This window comes from Microbacterium sp. TS-1, from assembly GCF_000509385.1.
GTDB lineage: Bacteria > Actinomycetota > Actinomycetes > Actinomycetales > Microbacteriaceae > Microbacterium > Microbacterium arborescens.
In genome coordinates this window covers 925,084-940,185 of record NZ_BASQ01000001.1, presented here as the reverse complement: position 1 = coordinate 940,185, position 15,102 = coordinate 925,084, and the positions used below count along the sequence as shown (strand labels likewise).

The window sequence follows — 15,102 nt, the reverse complement described above, 5'->3', positions numbered from 1 at the left end:
ACGCTGAGAGCGCACCGACAGAGACGTCGGCATCGGACAACGACTGTTCAGCTGGAGGAGACCATGGCTCTCACATCATCTTTCCGCCTGCCGGGGTACAACGCCCGGAAGGGCAAGCAGGCCTGGGACAAGCACACCTGGCTCTACGTCTCGGTCATCCTGGCGGTCGTGCTGGGCGCGATCGTCGGGCTCGTGTGGCCCACCTTCGCGGTCGGCCTCGAACCGCTCGGGAAGGGCTTCGTCAACCTCATCAAGATGATGATCGCGCCGATCATCTTCTGCACGATCGTGGTGGGCGTCGGCTCGATCGCCAAGGCCGCGACGGTCGGACGCATCGGTGGTCTCGCGCTGCTCTACTTCATGGTGATGTCGACGTTCGCCCTGGCGATCGGTCTCATCGTGGGCAACATCATCCACCCGGGTGAGGGGCTCAACATGCAGAGCGCGGTCTACGACGCCGGGACGGCGGCCGAGGCGAAGTCGACGACCGACTTCCTGCTCGGCATCATCCCCACCACGTTCTTCTCGGCGTTCACCGGTGAGAGCGTGCTCCAGGTGCTGTTCATCGCGCTGCTGGTCGGATTCGCGCTTCAGGGACTCGGTGAGAAGGGCGCGCCGATCATGAGCGCCGTGAAGAACCTGCAGACGCTCGTCTTCCGCATCCTCGGCATGATCCTGTGGCTCGCTCCGATCGGCGCCTTCGGGGCGATCGCCGCTGTGGTGGGCAAGACCGGTGTCGCCGCCATCGTGAGCCTCGGCGTGCTGATGATCGCGTTCTACATCACGTGCATCGTCTTCATCGTCGCGGTGCTCGGCACGCTGCTCTACGCCGTGGCGCGGATCAACATCTTCAGCCTGATGAAGTACCTCGCACGCGAGTACCTGCTGATCGTCGGGACGTCGTCGAGCGAGTCGGCGCTGCCCCGCCTGATCGCGAAGATGGAGCACGTCGGCGTCTCGAAGCCGGTCGTGGGCATCACCGTCCCCACGGGATACTCCTTCAACCTCGATGGGACGGCCATCTACCTCACGATGGCGTCGCTGTTCATCGCCGCGGGTATGGGCGCTCCCATGTCGATCCCCGAGCAGATCGGCCTGCTGGTCTTCATGATCATCGCCTCGAAGGGTGCGGCCGGAGTCACCGGTGCGGGACTGGCAACCCTCGCCGGCGGTCTGCAGGCGTACCGCCCCGACCTCGTCAACGGCGTCGGCGTGATCGTCGGTATCGACCGCTTCATGTCGGAAGGTCGCGCGCTGACCAACTTCACGGGCAACGCCGTCGCCACGATCCTCATCGGAACCTGGACCCGCGAGTTCGACCGCGACCAGGCCCGCGCCGTCCTCAGCGGAGAGCGCCCGTTCGACGAGGCGATGCTCTCCGGTCATGGTCACGACGGGATGTCGGACGACACCGGTGCCGTCAACACGCAGGGCCTCGGTGACGCCGCTCTCGAGGAGGCGGCGGCCAAGGAGGAGCGCGCTCGCCTCCGTCGCGAGGCCGCGACGCGCTGACCGTTCCCCTTATCCGGCGGCCGCGGATCCGAGCAATCGGATGCCGCGGCCACCGGCGTTCCCGACGGCAGGACAAACCGGGTCTGCGGCGCGCAGGGCAACGCGCCCGGCGAGGAGAAGCTGGAACTCGACCGCTCAGAATGGCGCGGCCCCCGGGTCGGGTGGGTCTGTGGTCGTGAAGGCGACGAGGGGTGGTGGTGCGTCGTCGCGGTAGACCCGTCCGGTCGGTGAGGTCCAGACGAGCCTTCCGCAGGGGAGTTGTCGGACGTGCCAGCGGGTGTGGTGTTTGACGTCGTGGTGTCGTTTGCAGAGGTTGGCGAGGTTGCACACGTGCGTTGGCCCGCCCTCGGATGCGGCGATGGTGTGGTCGAGCTCGCAGCGGATCGCCGGTTGCCGGCATCCGGGGAATCGGCAGTGCCGGTCGCGTGCCCGCAGCAGTCGCACCATGGCGGCGGTGGGTCGGTAGGTGTCGCACTCCAGCACGGTCCCGGTGACCGGGTGGGTGAGGAGCCGGTCCCACGAGGTGGCGTTGCCCGCCAGCTCCCGCGCGGTTGCGGCGTCGATGGGGGAGCGGCCAGCGAGGTCGGCCGGCCCGTCGTCTTGGCCCATGAGTGTCAGTGCGGATACGGCGACCTGCACGTGCGCGCGGATGGCTCCGAGGGTTCCGTCGCCGTCGCCGGTCGCGGTGGGGTCGAGGGCGGGTGTGCCGGCAAGGAGGAGGTCGCTGAAGACGTCGGCGCGGACCTGGTCGATCGTGCGGGCATCGTCGGCGAACGACGACCCGTCGCAAATCGTCGCATCGGCATCGCGACCGCCACCATTGGCGTCGGCTCGAGCGCCAAGCGCGTCGGCTCGAGCGCCAGCGCCACCGGACGCCGCGTCGGCTCGAGCGCCAAGCGCGTCGGCTCGAGCGTCAGCCCCGCTCGCGTCAACGCCCGCCGCGTCGGCCTGATGCCGCACGTTGATGATCTCCCGCGCCTGCCGGGTCAGCCGATCCACGATCCCGTCGGCGATGACGGTCGGCAGGGTCGCGATGAGATCCGACATCCCGTCCGCGCCGGCCTGCACCCGCACGCACCGCCCCGCCGCGGCCTCTTCATGCCGCTCCGTGAAACTCCGCGGGTGCATCCGTTCAGCGATCATCCGCAACGCGTCCCGCACTCGGTTCGGGGTCTCGCCCTCGCACCGCTTGACCGCGACCCGTTCGAACTCCGCCCGCTCCTCCGCGGGCACCAGGCATCCCGTCTCCTGGATGACCCGCACATGCCCGCGGACGATCCGCCCGTCCTCCCACGCCGCCATCGTCACCGGGTAGTTCTCCACCAGATCGCGCGCCTCGTCGATGCGGCGCTGCACGGTCCGGTCGGTCGCCGCGAACACCCCAGCCAGCTCGGCGGCGATCCCGCGCAACGCCATCTCACGCGCCTTGACCCTCTCCGACGCCCCAGCGGCCTGCTTCTCCGCGAGAACCCCAGCGGCCGCGAGCACCCGAACCTCCCGGATCTGCGCCGACCGCGCAGCATCCGCCGCCACCTCGGCATCCGCCACCAAAGCCGCGAGCGCAGTGACGTCGCCGTCGGTGCCCATCCCGCCGCTCAGCCCGCCATTCGAATACATGTTCGAATGATGTCACGGACCTCCGACATCGGTACGTCACTCTCCACAGCCCCCCGAAGAGCTCGAAGAACGCACCCGGGGCCCGGACGCGTCAGCATCCGAGCCCCGTCGCGGGTGGTCGTTCGGTCTCACCCGCTCTTGCGGCGGAACTCCCGCTTGGTCATCGCACCGTGCGACGCGTGCACCGACGAATCGCCGTCGAGGTGCGCCTCTCCCGTGCGGTGCTGGGCGTTCTTCTTCTCGAGCGCCTCGCGGAACTTGCGCTTGACATCGTCGGATGCCGCGCCCGCGGGCTTGTCTGCTTCGCTCATGAGGCCACGATACGCAGGCGAGGGTCTCGCTGGTAGGCTGGGGCAGGTTGCCGTCCGGCACCCGCTCAATTCAACACTGAGCTCATGGAGCGGATCCGGCAGGAAGCTGGTCCCCTGTGGTGGGTTCCCATCCCGATCGAATCCCGGTCGCGGAGATGGTGATCTTCGACTGGTGACCAGCGCAGGCGGTTCTCGCGGTTTCGTCCGCGCGCCCATATCTGCCCCGCTCCTTCGCACGATCTCGTGCGCGAAACGCGCGTGCGAGTCTAAACAAAGAAGGAGGGACCTCTTGGAAGGTCCAGAAATCACCGCAGCCGAAGCCGTCCTCGATAACGGCCGCTTCGGCACCCGCACCGTCCGGTTCGAGACCGGACGCCTGGCACAGCAGGCGCAGGGCGCCGTTGCCGCCTACCTCGACGAGGAGACGATGCTCCTCTCGGCCACCAGCGCCGGCAAGCACCCGCGCGAAGGCTTCGACTTCTTCCCACTCACCGTCGACGTCGAAGAGCGTTCGTACGCCGCCGGCAAGATCCCCGGCTCGTTCTTCCGTCGCGAGGGACGCCCCTCGACCGAGGCGATCCTCGTCTGCCGTCTGATCGACCGTCCGCTGCGCCCGTCGTTCGTCGACGGCCTGCGCAACGAGGTCCAGATCGTCATCACGGTCCTCTCGATCGCGCCCGGCGAGTACTACGACGCGCTCGCGATCAACGCGGCGTCCGCTTCGACGCAGATCTCGGGGCTGCCGTTCTCCGGCCCGATCGCCGGTGTCCGCCTGGCACTCGTTCCCGGTCACGGGGAGCACGAGGACCAGTGGGTCGTCTTCCCGAACCAGAAGGTCGTCGAAGAGGCCGTGTTCGACCTCACCGTCGCCGGCCGGGTCCTCCCCGACGGCGAAGTGGCCATCATGATGGTCGAGGCCGAGGCGACCGAGGGCAGCTGGAACCTCATCAAGGGCGGCGCCGTCAAGCCGAGCGAAGAGGTCGTCGCACAGGGCCTCGAGGCCGCGAAGCCCTTCATCAAGCAGCTCGTCGAGGCGCAGGCTTCGATGGCGGCCTCCGCGTCGCGTGAGCCGGGTGTCTACCCCGTCTTCCCGCCGTACGCCCCCGAGGTCTACGACTTCGTCGCCGAGCGTGCCTACGGCGAGCTGACGAGCGTCTACCAGATCGCCGACAAGCAGGAGCGCCAGAACGCCGACGACGCCATCAAGGAGCGCGTCAAGGGCGAGGTCGCCGCTGCCGTCGAGGCCGAGCAGCTCCCGGCATCCGCGCTCGCGGAGTTCTCCGCTGCGTACAAGTCGGTCACCAAGAAGATCGTCCGCGGCCGCATCCTCAGCGAGGGCGTCCGCATCGACGGTCGCGGCCTGGCCGACATCCGTCCGCTCGACGCCGAGGTGCAGGTCATCCCGCGCGTCCACGGCTCGGCGATCTTCCAGCGCGGCGAGACCCAGATCCTGGGTGTCACCACGCTGAACATGCTGAAGATGGAGCAGCAGATCGACTCGCTGTCGCCCACGACGAGCAAGCGCTACCTGCACCACTACAACTTCCCGCCCTACTCGACCGGTGAGACCGGACGCGTCGGCAGCCCGAAGCGTCGCGAGATCGGGCACGGCTTCCTCGCCGAGCGCGCCCTCGTGCCGGTGCTGCCCAGCCGCGAGGAGTTCCCGTACGCGATCCGTCAGGTCTCCGAGGCCCTCGGGTCGAACGGCTCGACCTCGATGGGCTCGGTGTGCGCCTCGACCCTGTCGCTGCTGAACGCCGGTGTGCCCCTGCGCGCCCCGGTCGCGGGCATCGCGATGGGTCTCGTCTCCGACCAGGTCGACGGTGAGACCCGCTACGCGGCGCTGACCGACATCCTGGGCGCCGAGGACGCGCTCGGCGACATGGACTTCAAGGTCGCCGGCACGAGCGAGTTCGTCACGGCCATCCAGCTCGACACGAAGCTCGACGGCATCCCGTCGTCGGTGCTCTCGGCAGCGCTGACCCAGGCCAAGGAGGCTCGTCTGACGATCCTCGGTGTCCTCAACGCCGCGATCGACAGCCCCGACGAGATGGCGCCCACCGCTCCGCGCGTCATCAGCGTCCAGATCCCGGTCGACAAGATCGGCGAGCTGATCGGCCCCAAGGGCAAGACGATCAACTCGATCCAGGACGAGACCGGCGCCGACATCTCGATCGAGGAGGACGGCACCGTCTACATCGGCGCCACCGACGGCCCCTCGGCCGAGGCCGCCCGTGCCCGCGTGAACGCGATCGCCAACCCCACCAACCCGGAGGTCGGCGAGCAGTTCCTCGGAACCGTCGTGAAGATCGCGACGTTCGGCGCGTTCATCTCGCTCCTGCCCGGCAAGGACGGACTGCTGCACGTCAGCGAGGTCCGCAAGCTCGCCGGCGGCAAGCGCGTGGAGAACGTCGAGGATGTCCTCGGTGTCGGCCAGAAGATCCTCGTTCGCATCACGAAGATCGACGACCGCGGCAAGCTCTCCCTCGAGCCCGTTCTCGAAGAGACCGCTGACCAGGACGGCTCGGCCGCAGCGAGCGAGGGCCCGGAGGCTTCCGCCGAAGGCTGATCCTCTGATCGCCCGGATGCCCGTCCCCGTCTCGGGGGCGGGCATCCGTCGTATCCGGGAGACCGTGATGAAACAGTTATGTGGAATTCACGGCCCGTTCGCGGCAATGCGCGCCCACTGCTGCCGGGTGTCCTACTCTCGAAGTGCGCGCCGAGGAGCCGCGCCCCGCGATTCCTCGGTGTCGACCGGAGGTGTGTGATGTCGGGGGACCGGGTGGCTCAGGCGGCACCCGCTGGTGCGCCCGCCGAGACCGCGGTGCCCGCCGCACCCGCCGTGCATCCCTCCAGCCCGATCCCCGTCCACGGCAAGCCCCTCGGGGCAGACATCCGCGTCGATCTCGGCGAGACCGGCCTGCGGATCTTCCCTCTGATCCTCGGCGGCTCCGAGTTCGGCTGGACCATCGATCTCGCGGCGAGCCATGCCGTGCTCGACGCCTACGTGCAGCGTGGCGGAAACGCTCTGCACACCTCGGACGGCTACGCGTCGGGCCGCAGCGAGCACATCATCGGGCGCTGGCTGGCCAGCCGGGGCAACCGCGACGAGATCGTCGTCACGGTGCGGGTCGGGGGCAACCCGGACAACCCCGGCCTCGGGCCGGTCAATCTCGTGCGGTCGGTGGAGGCTTCGCTCGGACGCCTCGGCATCGAGCGCATCGATGTGCTCTACCTGGATGCCGCGACCGACGGCGTCACGGCGCTCGAAGACACGCTCGCGACGGCGGAGTGGCTCGTCGACAGCGGCAAGGTCCGCTCTTTGGGAGCCGCCGGCTACACCGCGATGCAGCTCGTCGAAGCCCGCATCCTGTCGTCCGCGGGCTACCCGCGTTTCGCCGCCCTCGACGTTGCGTACAACCTCTTGCACCGCTCCGATTTCGACGGCGACCTGCGCTTGATCGCCGGAGCGCAGGGGCTCGCCGTCACACCCTCGCAGGCTCTCGAGCACGGTTACCTCACCGGGCGTCATCGCGATCGTGCCGGTCTGTCGTCATCGGTGCGCGGCTCGCAGCTCGCCGCATGGATGAACCGTCGCGGCGCCCGGACGCTGAAGGCGCTCGACCGCATCTCGGAGGAGCTGTCGGTCTCGACGGCGGCGATCGCGGTCTCGTGGCTTCTCGCGCAGCGCGTCGTCACCGCGCCGATCGTCAACGCGAGCCGGCCCGCGCACGTCGACCAGCTCGTGCAGGGTGTCGGCGCCCGGCTCGGCCGCTCGCATCTCGCCGAGATCGCGCGCGCCGTGGAGTGAGCCGATTCGTGATCCCTCGGACCGGCTGTCGGAGGGGTGACGTAGGGTGGATGGCGCCCTGTTCATCGTTTCGAATCGAGCTTCTGTGACGCAGTATCTCTACCTCGTGCGCCACGGAGAGCATCAGGACGCCGAGCACGGTCTCGAAGACGGTCCGCTGTCTCCCCGTGGGCGCCGTCAAGCCGAGCTGCTGGCCGATCGCATCTCCGGCGTGCCGCTCGACGCGGTGTGGCACTCGCCCCTCGAGCGCGCGCAAGAGACCGCCCGCGCCGTCGCCAAGCGCCTGCCCTCGCTCTCGCCGCAGGCCTCCTCGCTGCTGTTCGACTGTGTCCCGACCGGTATGACGCCCGAAACGCCTGCCGTCTACGAGCCGTTCTTCGGGTCGTACACCGAGGCCGAGACCGAGGCGGGCGCGGCGCAGATGGCGGATGCCGTCGGCGAGTTCCTTGCCCGCAAGCCCGACACCCACGAGCTGCTGATCACGCACAACTTCGTCATCGCCTGGTTCGTCCGAGAGGTGCTGCAGGCGCCCGACTGGCGCTGGCTCACGATCAACCAGGCGCACTGCGGGCTGACTGTGCTCGCGCAGCGTCCCGGCCGCCCTTGGACGATGGTGTCGCACAACGACCTCTCGCACCTCCCGGTCGAGCTGCGCACAGGCCTTCCCGACATCCTGCCCGTCTGAGCCGATGGCCGACGAGTCCGGCAACCCCGCGCAGCTCCGGCCGCACGATCCGGTGTGGGCCGTCGAGGCCCGCACGATTCTCGATCGTGTCCGGGCAGCGCTCGACGGGCTGCCGGGAGCGGATGCCGCCCGCTTCGACCACATCGGGTCGACGGCGGTTCCAGAACTCGATGCCAAGCCGATCATCGACCTCCAGGTCAGCATCCTTCCGCTGCCCTCCGAGGACGACCTGAGCGCTCGACTGGTCCCTGCGGGCTTCCACCGCGCGTGGGGGTCGCGCCCCGACTCGCCGGGCGTCAGCCGCGACATCCCTCGGGGCGCCGATGACATCCCCGCCGACGTCTGGGAGAAGCGGCTCTACGTCGCGTCCGGCGCCGACGTGATCCTGCACGTGCGCCGCTCGGATTCGCCGTGGGCGCGCGAGACCGTGCGATTCCGCGACGCGCTGTGCTCCGACCCCGTGCTCCGCGCTCGCTATCAGGATCTCAAGCGCCGGCTGTCGGCCGCGAACGCGGGCAAGGCCGATTACGACGACTACACCCGAGCGAAGACGGCGTTCTTCAGCGACATGCGCGGCTGAGTCGCGGCGCGAGACCGGCTCCCGCCGATTGGACCTGGCGCTCACCGAACCGGAGAATCGATCGGTGCTCGATGGTCCTCTGCTCGCCGACTGGCTCCCCGTCTCCGTCTCGGCGCTGATCTTCCTCGTCGTGGCGGCCGGGGTGGCTGGATGGGTCGACGCGGTCGTCGGCGGGGGAGGGCTGATTCAGCTTCCCGCGCTCGTGATCGGCGTGCCGAAGGATGTCGCCACGCCGTTCATCCTCGGAACGAACAAGCTGTCGTCCTTCGCGGGCACGCTCTCGGCGAGCTGGGTCTACCTGCGGCGCATCCGGGTGCAGCTCGTGCTGCTCGTGCCGCTCGTGGCCGGAGCTTTCGGCGGATCGGCCGTGGGGGCGGCGCTGTCGCGCTACGTCCCGCGGGAGCTCCTGACTCCGATCGTTCTCGTCGCCGTCGTCGCGGTCGCGATCTACACGCTGCTCAAGCCCAAGATGGGCCTGCATCACGAGCCGCGCCACGAATCCCGGGCGGCGATCGTGTGGCGCTCGGCGCTCATCGGACTCGTCGTGGGCTTCTACGACGGCATCCTCGGTCCCGGCACCGGTTCGTTCTTCGTCATCCTCCTCGTCGCCGTGCTCGGGTACGGCTTCCTGCAGGCGAGCGTCAACGCGAAGATCGCCAACCTCGCCACGAACCTCGCAGCGCTCCTCGTCTACGGGGTGCATGGTGAGATCCTGCTGCTCCTGGCCGTCGTGATGGCCGCGGCGAACATGACCGGCGGGTTCATCGGCGCGCGCATGGCGACGAAGAACGGCAGCGGTTTCGTGCGCATCGTGTTCCTCGTCGTCCTGTCGATCCTGGTCGTCAAGCTCGCCTGGGACACGTTCGTGCAGTTCGCGCCCGCGTAGGCTGGTGGTCATGACCACGCGCGTGGCCCTCGTGGGCGGCACCGGAAAGCTCGGCGGCATCATCCGAGACGTCATCGAGGCATCCGATGGCTTCGAGATCTGCGCGGTCCTGACCAGTCGCAGCAGTCTCGACGAGCTCGACGGCGCCGACCTCGTCGTCGACGCGTCGACCCCCGCCGTGTCGACGGATGTGGTCCGGGCGGCCGTCGAGCGCGGCATCAACGTGCTCGTCGGCACATCGGGGTGGTCCCAGGAGCGCATCGCCCAGGTCCGGCCCGCGGTCGAAGCTGCCGGTGTCGGTGTGGTCTTCATCCCCAACTTCTCGCTCGGGTCCGTCGTCGGCAGCGCTCTCGCCGCGGCAGCGGCTGCGCTCTTCCCGTCGATCGAGATCATCGAGGCCCATCGCGAGACGAAGGTCGACTCGCCCAGTGGCACCGCGGTCCGCACGGCCGAGCTCATCGCCGCGGCCCGCGCCGGGGTCGGCCCGGTCGAGTCGCCGCACGCCGATCAGCGCGCCCGCGGACAGAAGGTCGCGAGCGTCCCGATCCACTCGCTGCGTCGGCCGGGCGTCGTCGCCCGTCAGGAGACCATCCTCTCGGGACCGGGTGAGGCGCTGTCGATCGTGCACGACACGATCGATCCGGCGCGCGCGTACGAGCCCGGTATCCGCATCGCGCTCGACGCAACGCGGGGGGCCCGGGGGATCACCGTCGGTCTCGACAGCTTCATCGACATCGGCATCCGCCCGCCGTCGGCACCGGCGCCGACGGGCCCGGCCGACGAGGGCGACGTTCCCGGCCAGGTCGCGCGCGTCACCGGAGCATGAGCACCCGCATCCTGACGCTGATCATGGCGGCGCTGCTCGCGCTGTACATCGTCTTCGTCGCGCAGCGCGCCGTGCTCCTGGTCATGACCGGCGAGCCCGTGGGTGTCGTGATGGGCGTCGCGCTCATCGTGCTGCCGGTCATCGCGGCCTGGGCGCTCTGGCGCGAGTTGGCGTTCGGTGCGGGCGCGTCCCGGCTCGGCCGACGCCTCGAGCAGGAGTCGGCGCTGCCGGAGGAGAGCCTCGACCTGTCGCCGAGCGGCCGGCCCGATCGCGCTGAGGCCGACGCTCTCTTCCCGCGGTACCGTGAGGCCGTCGAGGACGCGCCCGAGGACTGGCGCGCCTGGTTCCGGCTCGGGCTCGCCTACGACGGCGCCGGCGACCGGCGCCGCGCCCGGCAGGCGGTGCGCACGGCGATCTCTCTCGAGCGCGCCGAGCGGCGCGTCTGACTCAGCGGGGCGGGACGACGGCGCGGACGGCGTCCTCGACGCGCTCGTGCGTGAACACGAAGCCCGACTTCTGCAGCACGGCGGGAGCCACGTCGGTGTCGTTGGTCAGCAGCGCCTCGGTGGCGTCGCTCCCGAGCACGAGCCGCAGCCCCCACTCGGGAGCGCGGACCAGATACGGGCGGTTCATCCTCATAGCGAGGGCGAAGCCCAGGTCGTTGGCCGTCGCGCGCGTCGGTCCGGTGAGGTTGACGGGACCGGCGACGTCGGCGTCGATGAGGTGGCGGATGGCGGCGACCTCGTCGACGAGCGAGATCCAGGGCCACACCTGCGTGCCTCGACCGATCGGACCCGACAGACCCGCCCGGGTCAGCAGCATGAGCGGCTTCAGCACGCCTTCGGGATGCACGACCGGCGCCGTACGCAGCAGCACCACGCGCGCCTGCTCACGAGCGGTCAGTGCGGCCGCCTCCCACTCACCGCACAGGTCCGCGAGGAAGGAATCGCCGCGGGGTGCGGTCTCGGTCATCCGGACGCCGGGACGCGTGGGGTAGTAGCCGACGGCCGAGGACGACAGGAACGCCGGAGCATCCGATCCGAGGGCGCGGACGGCCCTCGCGAGGGTCTCCGTCGGAAGCAGTCGCGACCACACCAGCTCGTGCTTGTAGGAACGCGTCCACGGGAACCGGCCGATGCTCGCGCCGTTGAGGCCCACCACGGCGCGAGCGCCGTCGAGGACGCCGGGATCGAGCGGACGCTCCCCGGGGAACCACTGGACTTCGTCGGCCGCGATGGGGGAGCGGCGGACGAGGCGCGTGACCTCGATCCCGTCCTCGTGCAGCGCGTCGACGAGGGCGCGTCCGATCAGACCGGACGCGCCCGCGACGACGACGCGGCCCGCGGAGCCCTGATCAGCCAAGCGTGGCCTCGAGGGTGATCTCGATGCCGGCGAGGGCGGCCGATACGGGGCATCCGCTCTTGGCCTCCTGCGCCAGCCGATCGAAGTCCTCGGCAGACAGTCCCGGGACGACGGCGTTGACATTGAGGTGAGAACCGGTGATGCCCGTGCCCGGGATGAAGGTGACCGATGCCGTGGTCTCGACCGACTCGGGCGGCGTGCCGTTCTCGGCCAGCGCGTGGGAGAGGGCCATCGAGAAGCACGAGGAGTGCGCGGCGGCGATCAGCTCCTCGGGCGTCGTCACCGCGCTCGAGCCTTCGCTGCGCGCCTTCCAGTTGACCTCGAAGGGTCCCTGGTTCGAGCTCTCCAGGGCGATCTGACCGGATCCCTCCGTGAGGCTGCCCTTCCAGCTGGTGGTTGCTTCGCTCGTGACGCTCATGACTCTCCTCTTCACAGGCGGCAGATGACGTGCCGCTTCGAGACGGCGCGGGGTGCGCTTGCGTCGAGCCTAGGTCGGCGGGGGCTTCGCCGGAACGTCTTGACAGTTTCCGCCCGCCAGCTCAGACCGAGGCGGAGTCGGCCCGCAGCCTCAGGATCTCGAGCTGCACGACATCCCGTCGAGGTGCACCGCCGAAACGCGTGCGCACGACGCCTCGCCCGTCGAGGATGAGCGTGGTGGGCGTCTGCGCGATCCGGAAGCGACGCGCGATGTCGGGGCGATCGGTCACGTCGACGTCGAGATGGACGACGTCGTCGCAGTCGCGAGCCATCTCCGCGAGTGTGCGGTGCACGGCCGGGCAGCGATGACAGGTCTCGGTGCTGAACTGCAGGAGCGTGGCGGTCCGGCCCAGCGCGTCGGGATCAGCGCCGAGTCGACGCGGGTCGACGACATCGAAACGGGGGATGGGGTAGGGGCGCGAGGCGCGCCACCGCACGAAGACTCCGATCCCACCTGTTACCGCTAACAGGCAGGCCAGGACGACCGCCACCGCCATGAGTTCCACAACAGCCCACAGTAGACCGTCGCGAGCGGCCGGGAGCACTCGGGCGCCGGGGGTAATCTGAAGCTGTGAGCGACGCCGAGCAGACCCCGACCAGTCCCGAGATCGAGTTCCGCAGCGATGTGACGGTCGAGCTCATCCGCTCGAGCGCCGCCGACTCGGACGTCTTGTTCGCGGCTCGCGTGTCGACGCAGGGGGAGCAGACCCTGGATGCCGCCGCCGCAGGCACCGAGGCATCCGGACGCGACCGTGGCCTCATCAACTACCTCATGCGCGACCGCCACGGCTCGCCCTTCGAGCACAACTCGATGACCTTCTACGTGCAGGCGCCCATCTTCGTGTTCCGCGAGTTCATGCGGCACCGCATGGCCTCGTACAACGAGGAATCGGGCCGCTACCGCGAGCTGCGTCCGGTGTTCTACGTCCCCGGGCGCGAGCGCAACCTCAACCAGGTCGGCAAGCCCGGCGCGTACGAGTTCCTGCCCGGCACCGACGAGCAGTTCGCGGTGGTGGACGAGAGCACGCGACAGGCGTCGATCCAGGCGTACGAGGCCTACCGGCGCATGCTGGACGCCGGCGTCGCTCGCGAGGTCGCACGAATCGTCCTGCCGTTGAACATCTACTCGTCGATGTACGTCACGGTCAACGCCCGTTCGCTCATGAACTTCCTGTCGCTGCGGACCAAGGTCGAGGGAACGCACTTCCCCTCGTTCCCGCAGCGCGAGATCGAGATGTGCGCCGAGAAGATGGAGACCTTCTGGCGTGAGCTCATGCCGCTGACGCACGCCGCGTTCAACGCCAACGGACGCGTCGCTCCCTGACGCGTCGCTCACTGGCCTCGGAGGGCGGCGGCCCGAGCTCGACTCAGACGAATCTGCCCAGGCTGATGCCCGCGTAGGCGAGGGCGGCGACCGTCTCGCCGTCGTCGATCCGTCCCTCGGCGACCTGGCGCAGCGCCTCGGCGAACGCGATCCAGACGACACGCTCGATGCCTTCTTCGAGCTGAGACGTCGTGGCATCCTCGGCCGGCGCGAGGCCGCGCGCGAGAAAGACGTGCTCGGGTGCCACGGCGATGCCGTTCAGCGCATTCATCCGGCCGATGGGCTCCCACGCGTCGGCGGTGAGCCCCGTCTCTTCGAGGAGTTCCCGCTTCGCGGCGTCGAGCAGGTCTTCGCCGTCGCTCGCGCCAGCCGGCACCTCGAGCGACAGCCCGGTCGTGTAGCGGTCGACCTCCACGAAGCACACCCGGTCGTGATCGTCGATCGCCACGACGAAGACGGCCGGATGCCGCATCTCGACGACGCCGTAGATGCCGTCGCCCGCCGGCCCGATGACCTCGTCCTCCCGCACCGAAATCCAGCGGTTCTCGTACGTCGTGCGGGTGCTTCGGGTCGTCCAAGCCATGCCGCCACCCTAGAGCGCCCGACCGAGGTGGCCCATGCGGCTCGGGTGGCCCGGGTGGCGATACATCCGTCGGACCGACGGGGCTGGTGTCGCCTGGGCCGGCGTTGGAGGCGCATCGTGCACCGCAAATCCGACGGTTGTATCGGGCTCGCGAATGCTCTGGGCTCCTCCCCAGGCCGCTGCGGGTCTGGCTCGTCCCCAGATGGCCGGTGGCCGGGCTGATGAGATCGCATTCTCGGCGAACGTCGGTGCATGAGTGCGCACGAGCTGGCCACGAGGATCCGCGCGATGGGCGGATGCGTACGGTCGCGGTGGTTGACCACGCGAGGGGTCACGCGACTGCAGCTGACGCGAGCCGTGGAGAAGGGCGCGCTCGTCAGGGTTCGTCACGGCGTCTACGCGACGCCCGATGCCGAGCCGGATGTCGTCGTCGCCGCCGCGCACGGCGGCGAGGTGTGCTGTGCGTCCGCGTTGCGACGGCGCGGCGTGTGGGTGCTCGAGCCGGAGGAACGCCTGCACGTTCGCGTCGGTCGGGCCGGCCGCGTGCACCCGCATGACGGATGCCGTTGCGTCACGCATCACGATGGGGAGGCAGCGGCATTCGGTGCCGTCTCGCTCGTCGACGCGCTCGAGCAGGCGGCGTCGTGCCTCGGCGCGGAGGGGTTCTTCGTGGCCTTCGAGTCGGCGTGGCGGCTCGGGCTGCTCACGCGCGCGGACCGCGCCGAGGTGCGCGCGACGCTTCCGGCCCGCTTCCGATACCTGGTGGATCTCGCCCGTCCCGATGCCGACAGCGGGCTGGAGTCCCTCCTGCGGCTGCGCCTCTCGCGGCTCGGCATCACCGTCGAGAGCCAGGTGCTCATCCGGGGTGTGGGGCGGGTCGACTTCCTGGTCGCGGGGTGCCTCATCATCGAGGTGGACGGCCGTGTCAACCACGAGGGTGCGTCGCTGCGTCACAAGGATCTCGTGCGCGACGCGGAAGCGGCGGCGATCGGCTACGAGACCTTGCGCTTCGACTATGCCCTGGTCGTCTTCGACTGGCCCCGCGTCGAGCGAGCCGTCCTCGCCCGTCTGGACGCGATCCGCCGGCGCGGCTGACGGACGTTCGATACATTCGTCGGATCCTCGGGG

General features: G+C 69.5%; 16 protein-coding genes. 10 read left to right on the top strand and 6 right to left on the bottom strand.

What is annotated here, in order from left to right:
* Window positions 1-63 precede the first annotated feature (63 nt).
* A complete protein-coding gene (locus tag MTS1_RS04465) occupies window positions 64-1,512 on the top strand; it encodes a cation:dicarboxylate symporter family transporter (protein WP_023951808.1) in 1,449 nt (482 codons plus the stop codon).
* A 135-nt stretch (window positions 1,513-1,647) separates the two neighbouring features.
* Here the strand turns inward: MTS1_RS04465 and MTS1_RS04460 are convergent, their stop codons facing one another.
* On the bottom strand, window positions 1,648-3,129 hold the full coding sequence (locus MTS1_RS04460) for an HNH endonuclease signature motif containing protein (protein WP_023951807.1): 1,482 nt from the start codon (window positions 3,127-3,129) through the stop codon (window positions 1,648-1,650).
* A 128-nt stretch (window positions 3,130-3,257) separates the two neighbouring features.
* Window positions 3,258-3,440: a DUF5302 domain-containing protein gene (locus tag MTS1_RS04455; protein ID WP_036304634.1), complete on the bottom strand. Its 183-nt coding sequence runs from the start codon at window positions 3,438-3,440 to the stop codon at window positions 3,258-3,260.
* A gap of 289 nt (window positions 3,441-3,729) precedes the next feature.
* On the opposite strand from MTS1_RS04455, the gene MTS1_RS04450 reads away from it, so the two are divergent.
* The 7 genes from MTS1_RS04450 to MTS1_RS04420 all read left to right on the top strand — a co-directional run bounded on the left by MTS1_RS04450 (window position 3,730) and on the right by MTS1_RS04420 (window position 10,674).
* Window positions 3,730-6,009, top strand: a complete 2,280-nt coding sequence (locus tag MTS1_RS04450; protein WP_023951802.1) for a polyribonucleotide nucleotidyltransferase — start codon at window positions 3,730-3,732, stop codon at window positions 6,007-6,009.
* Window positions 6,010-6,207: 198 nt separating this feature from the next.
* Entirely contained in the window at window positions 6,208-7,251 is a 1,044-nt protein-coding gene (locus MTS1_RS04445) for an aldo/keto reductase (protein WP_023951801.1), read from the top strand.
* Between the two features lie 85 nt (window positions 7,252-7,336).
* Window positions 7,337-7,936 (top strand): histidine phosphatase family protein, encoded by a 600-nt coding sequence (locus tag MTS1_RS04440; RefSeq protein ID WP_023951798.1) that lies wholly within the window; start codon window positions 7,337-7,339, stop codon window positions 7,934-7,936.
* 4 nt (window positions 7,937-7,940) lie between these two features.
* Complete coding sequence (locus MTS1_RS04435) at window positions 7,941-8,516, top strand: GrpB family protein (protein WP_023951796.1); 576 nt, start codon at window positions 7,941-7,943, stop codon at window positions 8,514-8,516.
* Between the two features lie 64 nt (window positions 8,517-8,580).
* Window positions 8,581-9,402, top strand: coding sequence for a TSUP family transporter (locus tag MTS1_RS04430; RefSeq protein ID WP_036305001.1), 822 nt, complete (start codon window positions 8,581-8,583; stop codon window positions 9,400-9,402).
* A 10-nt stretch (window positions 9,403-9,412) separates the two neighbouring features.
* Window positions 9,413-10,228: a 4-hydroxy-tetrahydrodipicolinate reductase gene (dapB, locus tag MTS1_RS04425; protein WP_023951792.1), complete on the top strand. Its 816-nt coding sequence runs from the start codon at window positions 9,413-9,415 to the stop codon at window positions 10,226-10,228.
* Window positions 10,225-10,674, top strand: a complete 450-nt coding sequence (locus tag MTS1_RS04420; RefSeq protein WP_023951790.1) for a tetratricopeptide repeat protein — start codon at window positions 10,225-10,227, stop codon at window positions 10,672-10,674. Before dapB ends, MTS1_RS04420 begins: the two co-directional genes overlap by 4 nt.
* A gap of 1 nt (window position 10,675) precedes the next feature.
* Here the strand turns inward: MTS1_RS04420 and MTS1_RS04415 are convergent, their stop codons facing one another.
* The 3 genes from MTS1_RS04415 to MTS1_RS04405 all read right to left on the bottom strand — a co-directional run bounded on the left by MTS1_RS04415 (window position 10,676) and on the right by MTS1_RS04405 (window position 12,564).
* On the bottom strand, window positions 10,676-11,590 hold the full coding sequence (locus MTS1_RS04415) for a TIGR01777 family oxidoreductase (RefSeq protein ID WP_023951788.1): 915 nt from the start codon (window positions 11,588-11,590) through the stop codon (window positions 10,676-10,678).
* Window positions 11,583-12,008, bottom strand: coding sequence for an OsmC family peroxiredoxin (locus MTS1_RS04410; RefSeq protein ID WP_023951786.1), 426 nt, complete (start codon window positions 12,006-12,008; stop codon window positions 11,583-11,585). Before MTS1_RS04410 ends, MTS1_RS04415 begins: the two co-directional genes overlap by 8 nt.
* Before the next feature lie 121 nt (window positions 12,009-12,129).
* Window positions 12,130-12,564, bottom strand: a complete 435-nt coding sequence (locus MTS1_RS04405) for a thioredoxin domain-containing protein (RefSeq protein ID WP_023951784.1) — start codon at window positions 12,562-12,564, stop codon at window positions 12,130-12,132.
* Between the two features lie 74 nt (window positions 12,565-12,638).
* Here MTS1_RS04405 and thyX point away from each other — a divergent pair, with 74 nt between their 5' ends.
* Window positions 12,639-13,391 (top strand): FAD-dependent thymidylate synthase, encoded by a 753-nt coding sequence (gene thyX, locus MTS1_RS04400; protein ID WP_023951782.1) that lies wholly within the window; start codon window positions 12,639-12,641, stop codon window positions 13,389-13,391.
* Between the two features lie 43 nt (window positions 13,392-13,434).
* Here thyX and MTS1_RS04395 read toward each other — a convergent pair whose 3' ends face one another.
* Window positions 13,435-13,974 carry an NUDIX domain-containing protein gene (locus MTS1_RS04395; protein ID WP_023951780.1) on the bottom strand — a complete coding sequence of 180 codons (540 nt, stop codon included), beginning with the start codon at window positions 13,972-13,974 and terminating at the stop codon, window positions 13,435-13,437.
* A gap of 252 nt (window positions 13,975-14,226) precedes the next feature.
* On the opposite strand from MTS1_RS04395, the gene MTS1_RS04390 reads away from it, so the two are divergent.
* Window positions 14,227-15,069 (top strand): type IV toxin-antitoxin system AbiEi family antitoxin domain-containing protein, encoded by an 843-nt coding sequence (locus MTS1_RS04390; RefSeq protein WP_233494893.1) that lies wholly within the window; start codon window positions 14,227-14,229, stop codon window positions 15,067-15,069.
* Window positions 15,070-15,102 lie beyond the last annotated feature (33 nt).